This is a genomic window from Streptomyces sp. NPDC021212 (assembly GCF_044332925.1).
Classification (GTDB): domain Bacteria; phylum Actinomycetota; class Actinomycetes; order Streptomycetales; family Streptomycetaceae; genus Streptomyces.
The window spans coordinates 154,857-164,964 of sequence record NZ_JBIRPZ010000018.1; the positions used below are offsets into that span (position 1 = coordinate 154,857).

General features: G+C 72.9%; 10 protein-coding genes. 4 read left to right on the forward strand and 6 right to left on the reverse strand.

Features of this window, described 5'->3' with window-relative positions:
* The first annotated feature begins 2 nt into the window (after positions 1-2).
* Entirely contained in the window at positions 3-245 is a 243-nt protein-coding gene (locus ACH4SI_RS36590) for a hypothetical protein (protein WP_398303601.1), read from the forward strand.
* Here ACH4SI_RS36590 and ACH4SI_RS36595 read toward each other — a convergent pair.
* The 4 genes from ACH4SI_RS36595 to ACH4SI_RS36610 form a co-directional block, all read right to left on the reverse strand.
* The gene (locus tag ACH4SI_RS36595) at positions 242-1,924 is read right to left on the reverse strand and encodes a phospho-sugar mutase (protein ID WP_398303603.1); all 1,683 of its coding nucleotides are present in this window, start codon (positions 1,922-1,924) and stop codon (positions 242-244) included. The genes ACH4SI_RS36590 and ACH4SI_RS36595 overlap by 4 nt on opposite strands.
* A 695-nt stretch (positions 1,925-2,619) precedes the next feature.
* Positions 2,620-3,456, reverse strand: a complete 837-nt coding sequence (locus tag ACH4SI_RS36600; RefSeq protein ID WP_398303605.1) for a purine-nucleoside phosphorylase — start codon at positions 3,454-3,456, stop codon at positions 2,620-2,622.
* Between the two features lie 93 nt (positions 3,457-3,549).
* A complete protein-coding gene (locus tag ACH4SI_RS36605; protein WP_398303607.1) occupies positions 3,550-4,485 on the reverse strand; it encodes a hypothetical protein in 936 nt (311 codons plus the stop codon).
* A gap of 120 nt (positions 4,486-4,605) precedes the next feature.
* Positions 4,606-5,043: a gamma-glutamylcyclotransferase gene (locus ACH4SI_RS36610; RefSeq protein WP_398303609.1), complete on the reverse strand. Its 438-nt coding sequence runs from the start codon at positions 5,041-5,043 to the stop codon at positions 4,606-4,608.
* Between the two features lie 108 nt (positions 5,044-5,151).
* On the opposite strand from ACH4SI_RS36610, the gene ACH4SI_RS36615 reads away from it, so the two are divergent.
* Complete coding sequence (locus ACH4SI_RS36615) at positions 5,152-6,657, forward strand: NAD(P)H-quinone dehydrogenase (protein ID WP_398303611.1); 1,506 nt, start codon at positions 5,152-5,154, stop codon at positions 6,655-6,657.
* Between the two features lie 162 nt (positions 6,658-6,819).
* Positions 6,820-7,812 (forward strand): DeoR/GlpR family DNA-binding transcription regulator, encoded by a 993-nt coding sequence (locus ACH4SI_RS36620; RefSeq protein WP_398303613.1) that lies wholly within the window; start codon positions 6,820-6,822, stop codon positions 7,810-7,812.
* A 25-nt stretch (positions 7,813-7,837) separates the two neighbouring features.
* On the opposite strand, the gene ACH4SI_RS36625 is transcribed toward ACH4SI_RS36620, so the two are convergent.
* Positions 7,838-8,437 (reverse strand): TetR/AcrR family transcriptional regulator, encoded by a 600-nt coding sequence (locus ACH4SI_RS36625; protein WP_398303615.1) that lies wholly within the window; start codon positions 8,435-8,437, stop codon positions 7,838-7,840.
* 257 nt (positions 8,438-8,694) lie between these two features.
* Between ACH4SI_RS36625 and ACH4SI_RS36630 the strand changes: the two genes are divergently transcribed.
* Positions 8,695-9,870, forward strand: a complete 1,176-nt coding sequence (locus ACH4SI_RS36630; RefSeq protein WP_398303617.1) for an alpha/beta hydrolase — start codon at positions 8,695-8,697, stop codon at positions 9,868-9,870.
* A gap of 64 nt (positions 9,871-9,934) precedes the next feature.
* Here ACH4SI_RS36630 and ACH4SI_RS36635 read toward each other — a convergent pair.
* Positions 9,935-10,108: acetyl-CoA carboxylase biotin carboxyl carrier protein subunit (locus ACH4SI_RS36635; protein ID WP_398303639.1), on the reverse strand; the 174-nt coding region annotated here is incomplete at its 5' end.

The window sequence follows — 10,108 nt, forward strand, 5'->3', positions numbered from 1 at the left end:
TGATGCCAGGGCAGCGGAAGCGGCGGCGGCACCGGCAGCAGGAGTTCGCCGCCGGTGCCGGGCGTTGGGAAGTGATCTTCGAGACCCAGGACGCCGCCGAGTGGCGTGCGCGGCCGGCCCGCATGTGGGCCGGGCAGGAACCGGTCGACTGGTCGTCGGTCCGTGTGGACACGCTGTGCGGGCGCTCGACGCGGCCGACGACCTACCGGCTGAGCCGGTTCGTACCGGGCGAACCGACGGCTTAGATCCCGGCTACCGTCGAGAGGTCCTTCTTCAGGGCCGTCAGAACCGTTTCCGCCGTGCTGCGGGACGCGGGCAGGTCCGCGGCGGCGGGCACGTCCACGACCACCTCCAGGTAGCACTTCAGTTTGGGTTCCGTACCGCTCGGGCGGACGATCACGCGGGCCGACCGAACGGTGTCCTTCCCGGCGAGCTGATAGCGCAGGCCGTCCGTCGGGGGCAGGGTCTCCGTCCCCCGGGTCAGGTCCTCGGCCGAGGTGATCTTCAGACCCGCCAGTTCGGCCGGGGGCCGCTCGCGCAGGCGCCGCATCGCCGCCCCGATCAGGGACAGGTCCTCGACCCGCACGGACAACTGGTCCGTGGCGTGCAGACCGTGCGCGACGGCGATGTCGTCCAGCAGGTCCGTGAGGGTACGCCCCTGCCCCTTCAGCTCCGACGCCAGCTCCGCCACCAGCAGCGCGGCCGTGATCCCGTCCTTGTCGCGCACGCCGTCCGGGTCCACGCAGTAGCCCAGCGCCTCCTCGTACGCGTACGCCAGACCGTCCACCCGGGCCAGCCACTTGAAGCCGGTCAGCGTCTCGGCGTACGGCAGGCCCGCGTCCGCCGCGATGCGGGACAGGAGCGACGAGGACACGATCGTCGTCGCGACGGCGCCTCGGGCGCGCTTGTGGACGAGGTGGGTGGCGAGCAGCGCGCCGACCTCGTCACCGCGGAGCATCCGCCAGCCGGTGCCTGTCGTCGGTACCGCCACCGCGCAGCGGTCCGCGTCCGGGTCGTTCGCGATGACGATGTCGGGCGCCGCCTCGCGAGCCGTCGCGAACGCCAGATCCATCGCCCCCGGCTCCTCCGGGTTCGGGAACGCCACCGTCGGGAACGCCGGGTCGGGCTCCGCCTGCTCGGGCACCACCGTGGGCGCCGGGAAGCCCGCGCGCACGAACGCGGCCGTCAGCGTTTCGCGTCCCACGCCGTGCAGCGGCGTGTAGACGACGCGAGCGTCACGGGGCGAACCGGGGGTCAGCACGGCGTCGGTACGGGCCAGATACGCGTCGAGCACGTCGTCGCCCAGCGTCTCCCAGCCGGTGTCCGGGCGGGCGACGTCGTTCAGGCTGCCGATCGCCGCGATCTCCGCCGCGATCTCCGCGTCCGCGGGCGGGACGATCTGCGAACCGTCGCCCAGGTAGACCTTGTACCCGTTGTCGCGCGGCGGATTGTGGCTCGCCGTGACCTCGACCCCCGCGACCGCCCCCAGGTGGCGGATGGCGAACGCGAGCACCGGCGTCGGCAGCGGGCGCGGCAGCAGCGCCGCGCGGAATCCGGCGCCGGTCATGACGGCGGCCGTGTCGCGGGCGAACTCCGCGCTCTTGTAGCGGGCGTCGTACCCGATGACGACGAGGCCGGTGGTGCTCTGCCGCGCCCTCGCCAGGTACGCGGCCAGGCCGGCGGCGGCGCGGATGACGACGGCGCGGTTCATCCGCATGGGGCCCGCGCCCAGTTCGCCGCGGAGGCCGGCGGTGCCGAACTGAAGCGTGCCGTCGAAGCGCTCGGCGAGCGCGCGCCGCGCCTCGGTGTCGTCCCCCTCGTCCTCCTTGGCCGCGTCGAGCAGCGCGCGCAACTCGTCGCGGGTCTCGGGGTCGGGGTCCTCGGCCAGCCAGGTGCTGGCCTGGTCGATGAGGTCGAGCGCCATTGGGGGCCTCCTGGGTGCGGGTGCGGTGTGTTGTTGTGCGGGTGCGGGTGCGTGGGTGGTGCGCGGTCGCTGGGGTGGCGGGTGCCTGGTGCGGGGCCTCCGGGGCGGCGCCCTGGACCGTATATTTACGGCGCCGCTGCCGAAAAGCGTGGGGTGGGCCGGAAGTCCACGGCGCCACACATACACGTCAGCGTCCAGGACCCCACCCCTGCGACCCCGCCCCCTCCCGCCGAACAGCGGCCCCCGGTCGGGACACCGGGCCACGGCTCGGCCCAGGTATGCCCGGCGGGCCGGGTGCCCGGCGGGGGTGGGAGCGGCCCCGCCCCCTCCCGCCGTATGGCGGCCACCGGCCTGTGGCTCCGGCGGCTGGTGGCGGGCGGCGGCGTGGTGAGGCCCTGGTGCGTGGCCCCGGACGGGCCGGACCGTGGGCCGCCGGCGGGTGGCCGCCGACGATGCGGGAGGGGCGGGGTCGCAGGGGTGGGGTTCCGGACGCTGCCGTGTATGTGTGGCGCCAATCGCTCGACGTCCACGACACGTTTCCGGTCGACGGCGCCGTAAATATACGGTCCGGGACCCTGCCCCGGAGGCCCCGCACCGGCACCACCCACCGGACGCGTCGCGCCCCGGGGGCCGGGGCGGAGCCCCGGCGGGGGGTTTGGGGGGCGGAGCCCCCCAAGACCTCAGCCCCCAAGACCTCAGAGGCGGTCCAGGACCTGGGCCAGCAGCGTGCCCATCCGGGTCGCCGAGTCGCGGCCGGCCTGGAGGACCTCTTCGTGGTTGAGGGGTTCGCCCGTCATGCCCGCGGCGAGGTTGGTGACCAGGGAGATGCCCAGGACCTCGGCGCCCGCCTCGCGGGCCGCGATGGCCTCGAGGGCGGTGGACATGCCGACCAGGTCGGCCCCGATGGTGCGGGCCATGGTGATCTCGGCCGGGGTCTCGTAGTGGGGGCCGGGGAACTGGGCGTAGACGCCCTCTTCCAGGCTGGGGTCGACCTGCTGGCAGAGGGCCCGCAGCCGGGGGGAGTAGAGGTCGGTGAGGTCGACGAAGTTGGCGCCCACGATGGGGGAGGCGGCGGTGAGGTTGATGTGGTCGCTGATGAGGACCGCCTGGCCGGGGCGCATGCCTTCGCGGAGGCCGCCGCAGCCGTTGGTGAGGATGATGGTCTTGCAGCCGGCGGCGACGGCGGTGCGGACGCCGTGGGCGACGGCGGCGACGCCGCGGCCCTCGTAGTAGTGGGTGCGGCCGAGGAAGACGAGGGCCCGCTTGTCGCCCAGCTTGTACGAGCGGATGGTGCCCGCGTGGCCCGCGACGGCGGGCGGCGGGAAGCCGGGCAGCTCGGTGACGGGGAACTCGTGTTCCGGGCTGCCGAGCGCGTCGGTGGCGGGGACCCAGCCGGAGCCCAGGACCAGGGCGACGTCGTGGGTCTCCGCGCCGGTCAGCTCGCGCAGGCGCGTGGCGGCGGCGTCGGCGGCGGCGTGGGGGTCGGCGGGGTCGCCTTGGCTGTTCCTGGTAACAGATGCGTTCACGCGCACGAGGGTAGCCCCTCCTGGCCTACGCGCGTAGACGGGCTCCGTGGGTGGTGTTCGGATCGTTGTGAACCGGTCGCGCTACGAGACACCGAGACGCTACGAGACGGTGGCGAGGCGTTCGTAGGGCTGGGAGAACCGTTCCAGGGGGTCGCCGTCGGCGTTCCAGGGCCAGGGGGTCACCACGCCCGTGGTGGCGCGCAGGGCCTTCGTGGCGTCGGCCATGCGGCCGGACCTGACCAGGGCGTAGGCCAGGACGTTGAGGTCCGCGAGGGCGGCGGCGTGGTGGAGGAAGCCGGGGCGGGTCCAGTCCTGGGTGGCCTGGTCGAGGACCGAGGCGACCTGCTCGCGCCGCCAGTGCTCCCCGGCGCTGATCGCCTCCATGCCGCCGGTGGCCATGGCGCGCTGGTGGCCGCGGACGATCGCGGTCAGCTCCAGGGCGGCGGCGGGAGCGTCGGCGGGCATGCGGCCCCGGACCGAGTCGAGGAGGTCGAGGAGCTGTACCTCGGAGCCGCATTCGTCGGGGGAGAGATAGCCGAGGACCTGGAGGTGGGCCTCGCGGTTCCACGGGTCGCGGGCCATGACCTCCTGCCAGACCGCCGACAGCTCGCTGTGGGGGCGGCGCTCGCGGCGCAGGGTGGCCAGGTGCACCACGTAGGGGGTGGGGTCGGCGGGGACCAGCTCGGCGGCGAGGCGGCAGGCGTCGCGGGCGTCGCTCAGGTCGGACTGGTCCTGGACCAGGTCCGACCAGGCGTGCAGCAGCAGGGCTCCCTGGTCGCGGGGGTGGTGACGCCGCCAGATCCCGGGCAGGGCCCGCCCCGCGGCGGCGGCGAGCACGGAGAGGCGGTGGCCCTTGCGGTCCCAGTCCTGACCGGCGTCCTCGACGACCCTGGAGACCTGGGCGATCACCGTGGTGTCGAGTTCGCCGCGGACCCAGCTCGTCTCGAGGCGTTGCCGGACCCGGCCGAGGGTGGTGTCGTCGAGTTCGGGGACCAGACGCGGGCGGTTGCCCTTGCGGCGCCTGAAGACGGGCATATGGGTCGCTTTCGATGGTGGCGGTCGATAGGGACCCGCATCTTCACCCGGGTCCCACGTGGGTGAACAGGGGGAGGGCCACATCGGCACGATGATTTCACCAGCCGCGCGCAAGCGGAATCAGCAGGGGCGCTTGCGCAGCTCCATGACGTAGTCGTGGGGCGCGCCGGCGGATTCGGCGGCGTCGGCGATCTCGCCGAGGTAGCGGGCGGCGGGCAGGCCGCCCTCGTAGCCGTTGAGGACGTACAGCCAGGCGGGTTCGTCGCCGTCCAGAGTGTGGACGCGGATCCGCATGCGGCGGTATATGTCCAGCCCGACGCCCTCCCAGCGGTCCATGGAGTCCTCGTCCATGGGGGCGATGTCGTAGAGGGCGACGAAGACCTGGGAGCGCGGGGCCTCGACGATGGTGGGGAGGGCGCCCTCCCAGCCCATCTGCTCCCCGCCGAAGGTCAGGCGCCAGCCGGTGATCCAGCCTGTGCCGCGCAGGGGTGAGTGCGGTGCGCGGCGGGACATCAGCCGCGCGTCGAGGTTGCCGGCGTACGCGGCGTAGAGCGACATGGATCAGAGGGTACGGGAGAGGGGTGGAAGCGCTCTTGGGGTGGCGGGTTCGTATGAGGATGCGCACGCGAACCCCCGGGCGGAAGCCTAGCGTGTGGGTACGGGACAATGGAGCATGTGACTCGGATCGTGATCATTGGTGGCGGACCCGGCGGGTACGAGGCGGCGCTGGTCGCCGCGCAGCTCGGTGCGGAGGTGACCGTCGTCGACTGCGACGGTCTGGGCGGGGCGTCGGTGCTGACCGACTGCGTGCCGTCGAAGACGTTGATCGCCACGGCTGAGGTGATGACGACGTTCGACTCTTCGTACGAGGAGTTGGGCATCATCGTCGCCGATGACACCCCGCCGCTGGAGCAGGCGGCCCGGGTGGTGGGCGTGGACCTGGGCAAGGTCAACCGGCGGGTGAAGCGGCTGGCGCTCGCGCAGTCGCACGACATCACCGCCTCCGTGACGCGCGCCGGCGCGCGCGTCGTGCGGGGGCGCGGCCGGCTGGAGCCCGCGCAGGCGCCGGACGGATCGCGGAAGGTGATCGTCCGGGCGGCGGACGGCTCCGAGGAGACCCTGGTCGCGGACGCGGTGCTGGTGTCGACCGGCGCGCACCCGCGGGAGATCCCGGACGCGCAGCCGGACGGCGAGCGCATCCTGAACTGGACGCAGGTGTACGACCTCGATGAGCTGCCCGAGGAACTGATCGTGGTCGGGTCCGGTGTCACGGGCGCCGAGTTCGCGGGCGCGTACCAGGCACTGGGGTCCAAGGTCACGCTGGTCTCCAGCCGGGACCGGGTGCTGCCCGGCGAGGACTCCGACGCGGCGGCGGTGCTGGAGGACGTCTTCCGGCGGCGCGGGATGAACGTGATGTCCCGGTCGCGGGCAACGGCGGTGAAGAGGGTCCCCGGACCTGCATCGGCACAGGGACCCTCCTCGCCGAAGGCGGGCGAGGAGGGACGGGTCGGCGACCGGGTGGAGGTCACGCTCGCGGACGGGCGGGTCATCACCGGCAGCCACTGCCTGATGGCCGTGGGCTCGATCCCGAACACCGCGGACATGGGCCTGGAGGAGGCCGGGGTCCGTACGAAGGAGTCCGGGCACATCCTGACCGACAAGGTGTCGCGCACCAGCGCGCCGGGCGTGTACGCGGCCGGTGACTGCACCGGGGTGTTCGCGCTGGCGTCGGTGGCGGCGATGCAGGGCCGGATCGCGATGTACCACTTCCTGGGGGACGCGGTCACGCCGCTGAACCTGAAGACGGTGTCGGCGAACGTCTTCACCGACCCCGAGATCGCCACGGTCGGCTACTCGCAGGCCGATGTGGACGGCGGCACGATCGACGCCCGGGTGGTGAAGTTGCCGCTGCTGCGCAACCCGCGGGCGAAGATGCAGGGCATCCGGGACGGCTTCGTGAAGATCTTCTGCCGTCCGGGCACCGGCATCGTGGTCGGCGGTGTGGTGGTCTCGCCGCGCGCGAGCGAGCTGATCCATCCGATCGCGCTCGCGGTCGACAACAACCTGACGGTGGAGCAGATCGCCAAGGCGTTCACCGTGTACCCGTCGCTGTCCGGCTCGATCGCCGAGGTGGCGCGGCAGTTGCACACGCGCAAGTCGTCCGAAGGGTAGTCAGGAGACGTCCCCGGGGCGTGAAGTGCGCCCCTTATAGCAGCTTGTGCCCGCACAGATGAACAACTTCTGGTAATTAGTGCAAGCTGCTGAAAACAGACAGTCGTTGGCATTACTGTCAGTTTCGTGTTCGCTGCAGAACGTCGCCAATTGATCCTTGAAATGGTGCGTGCGAACGGAGCGGTGTCGCTCCGTGAGCTCGCCCGCGTCGTCCAGACCTCCGAAGTGACCGTACGGCGTGATGTGCGGGCGCTGGAGGCAGAAGGACTGCTCGACCGCCGGCACGGCGGTGCGGTGCTGCCGGGCGGATTCACCAGGGAGTCCGGCTTCCCGCAGAAATCCCATCTAGCGACCGCGGAGAAGACGGCGATCGCCGATCTCGCGGCCGGTTTCGTCGAGGAAGGCGAGGCCGTCGTGGTCGGCGCCGGTACGACCACGCAGGAGCTGGCCCGCCGGCTCGCGCGGGTCCCCGGGCTGACCGTGGTCACCAATTCCCTGCTCGTCGCGCAGGCGTTGGCGCATGCCAACCGGGTCGAGGTCGTGATGACCGGCGGCACCCTGCGCGGCTCCAACTACGCGCTGGTCGGCAGTGGCGCCGAGCAGTCCCTCCAGGGGCTGCGGGTCTCGCGCGCCTTTCTGTCCGGCAGCGGGCTGACCGCCGAGCGCGGGCTGTCCACGTCCAACATGCTGTCGGCCAGCGTCGACCGGGCCCTGGTCCAGGCCGCGGCGGAGGTGGTGGTGCTCGCCGACCACACCAAGCTGGGCTCCGACACCATGTTCCAGACGGTGCCGACCGATGTGATCACGCGGCTGGTGACCGACGAGCCACCCGCCCAGGACGACCGTGCGCTGACCGAGTTGCAGGCCCTGGCCGACCAGGGCGTGCAGATCGCGGTGGCGGGGCCGGGCGCGGGGTCCGGCCCGGCCGGTGGCGAGGCAGGCGGCCCGTCGGGCGCGGGCCGCCAGGCGGGCGGGCGGCTGGGCTCATCGGCCCCGCGGGCCGGATCCGGTGAGGACGGGCTGCCGTTGCCCGGCCCGCGCCGCAATCCGCACGGCCAGGGGCCCGGCACCGGCCAGCTGCGCAGCACGGCGTCACTGCCCGAGCAGCAGACGGGCGGTGGCCGGGTGGCGGATCTGGCGCCGCGCCGGCGCTGACCGGGCCGGCGGAAGGGGGGCCGGTTCAGTGCGCCTTGAGACCGGTGAAGGTCAGGGCGAGCAGCCGGTCCGCCAGTGCCGGGTCGTTCGGCGACTGCTCGACGGCCAGCGCGATGGCGTTGGTCAGCTGCATCAGGTCGGCGATCACCACGTCCGGCCGGACGGCCCCGGCCCGCTGGGCGCGGGCGAGCAGTTCGCTGCCCGCCTCGCGCAGCGGCAGTCGACAGCCGCGGGACAGCTCGGAACTCTCGTCGCCCGAGCACGCCATCAGGGCCTGGGCGAGTCCGCGGTAGGTGCTCGCGTGCTGGACGATCGCCCGCAGCCAGTCGATCAGCGCGGTGCACGGCTGGGGCGCCTTCGCCAGCTCGCGGGAGCGCGTCAGCAGGGCGTTCATCTCGCCCTGGAAGACGGCTCCCATGAGCGCGGTGCGGTTGGGGAAGTGCCGGTAGAGCGTGCCGATGCCGACGCCCGCGCGGCGCGCGATGTCCTCCAGCGAGGCTTCGGTGCCGTGCTCGGTGAAGGCGGTGCGCGCCTCGGCCAGCAGCCGCTCGTAGTTGCGGCGCGCGTCGGCACGCATGGGGCGGGGGAGCGGTGGCGTGTGCGCCGGGGCTGTCTCGGTCGCCATCGCGGTCCTCCCTGCTGTGCCGTACCTGTCCGTAGGTCAAGCATGCCATCACGTGAACATCCGGGTGGCCGGACGCCGCCGTTCTCCGGCCGCCAGGGTGCCGCGGCGACCGGGCGGTGGCGGCACGGTGAACCGCGGGCGCGCGCGGGGGAACGGCTGGGAAACAACGTCGGCGCCGGGCAACGCCGTTTCGCGCAATCGCCATCAAACAGGGCGTAAGGCGCCGTACGTTGCGGTGACCGGGAGTGGAAGAACCCATGGGACTGACCAGTCGATCACTTGAGTACGTCATGATCGCCACCGCCGTGGCCTGCGTCGCGCTCACGGCCTGGCTGTGGCCGCGCTTCGCCGGGCGGGGCGTACGGGCGTGGCTCGGCAGGCTCGGCTCGCTGGCGGTGACCCAGTGCGCGATCGTCACCGCGCTGGCCCTCGCGGTGAACGCGAACTTCCAGTTCTACGGGTCCTGGGACGAGCTGCTCGGCCGGGGCGAGACGGCCCCCGCCGCGCTCTCGGACGTACACGGCGGCGGCGCGATCCCGGCCGGCCCGTCCGGGGCCCTGGTGCAGCCCGCGCCGCCGCAGGGCCTGGACAAGGTGCACGGGCTGCCCGGCGGGCCGCCGGAGAAGACCGGCACGGTCGAGTCGGTGCGCATCCTGGGCCGCCGCAGCCAGGTCACCAACCCGGCGTACGTGTTCCTGCCGCCGCAGTACTTCCAGCGCCAGTACGCCCGCCAGCGCTTCCCCGTCATCGTCGCGATCAGCGGCTACCCGGGTGGGTCCTTCCTGCTGGCCCAGCATCTGCGGGTGCCGCAGACCGCGGGCGACTTGATCCGCCGGGGGACGATGCAACCTTCCGTGATCGTGATGCTCCGGCCCACCATTGCCCCGCCGCGGGACACGCAGTGCGTGGACGTCCCCGGCGGGCCGCAAGCCGAGACGTACTTCGCGGAGGATCTCCCCGAGGCGCTGGCGCGCCACTACCGGATCGGCCACGATCCCAGCGCCTGGGGCGTCATGGGCTACTCCTCGGGCGGCACCTGCGCGCTTCAGCTGGCCATGCGTCATCCGCGGGTCTACTCCGCGGCGGCCGCCCTCTCGCCCGACTACCGCGTGGTCGACGACCCCACCACCGGGAACCTGTTCGGCGGTGGTCCGGAGGGGCAGCGGCGGATGCGGGAGCACGATCTGCTGTGGCGGCTGCGGAACCTGCCGCGGCCCGAGGTGTCGGTGCTGGTGGCCTCCAGCCGCCGGGGCGAGTCGGACTACGGCGCCACCCGGTCGTTCCTGGCCGCCGTCCGGCCGCCGATGCGCGCCGAGTCGATCATCCTGGACCGGGGCAGCCACAACTTCCGCACCTGGCGGCGCGAACTGCCCGCGACGCTGCGCTGGATGAGCGGGCAGCTGACCTTCCCGCAGGACGTGGTGCGGCGCTGAGCATGCGGCGGGCCCCGGCCGTCCCGTGGACGACCGGGGCCCGACAGCGGCCCGGGGTGCGGGGTCAGTCCTTGATCTCGCAGATGACCGAGCCGGAGGTGATCGAGGCGCCGACCTCGGCGCTCAGCCCCTTGATGGTGCCCGCGCGGTGGGCGTTGAGGGGCTGTTCCATCTTCATGGCTTCGAGGACGACGACGAGGTCGCCTTCGGCCACGGTGTCGCCCTCGGAGACGGCGAC

What these genes read in the sequence shown, in the direction of transcription:
- ACH4SI_RS36605 (WP_398303607.1), bottom strand. Translation starts at nt 4,485, where the DNA reads ATGCCCGTCTTCAGGCGCCGCAAGGGCAACCGCCCGCGTCTGGTCCCC.
- ACH4SI_RS36610 (WP_398303609.1), bottom strand. Translation starts at nt 5,043, where the DNA reads ATGTCGCTCTACGCCGCGTACGCCGGCAACCTCGACGCGCGGCTGATG.
- ACH4SI_RS36615 (WP_398303611.1), top strand. Translation starts at nt 5,152, where the DNA reads ATGGAGCATGTGACTCGGATCGTGATCATTGGTGGCGGACCCGGCGGG.
- ACH4SI_RS36625 (WP_398303615.1), bottom strand. Translation starts at nt 8,437, where the DNA reads ATGGCGACCGAGACAGCCCCGGCGCACACGCCACCGCTCCCCCGCCCC.
- ACH4SI_RS36590 (WP_398303601.1), top strand. Translation starts at nt 3, where the DNA reads ATGCCAGGGCAGCGGAAGCGGCGGCGGCACCGGCAGCAGGAGTTCGCC.
- ACH4SI_RS36595 (WP_398303603.1), bottom strand. Translation starts at nt 1,924, where the DNA reads ATGGCGCTCGACCTCATCGACCAGGCCAGCACCTGGCTGGCCGAGGAC.
- ACH4SI_RS36630 (WP_398303617.1), top strand. Translation starts at nt 8,695, where the DNA reads ATGGGACTGACCAGTCGATCACTTGAGTACGTCATGATCGCCACCGCC.
- ACH4SI_RS36620 (WP_398303613.1), top strand. Translation starts at nt 6,820, where the DNA reads ATGGTGCGTGCGAACGGAGCGGTGTCGCTCCGTGAGCTCGCCCGCGTC.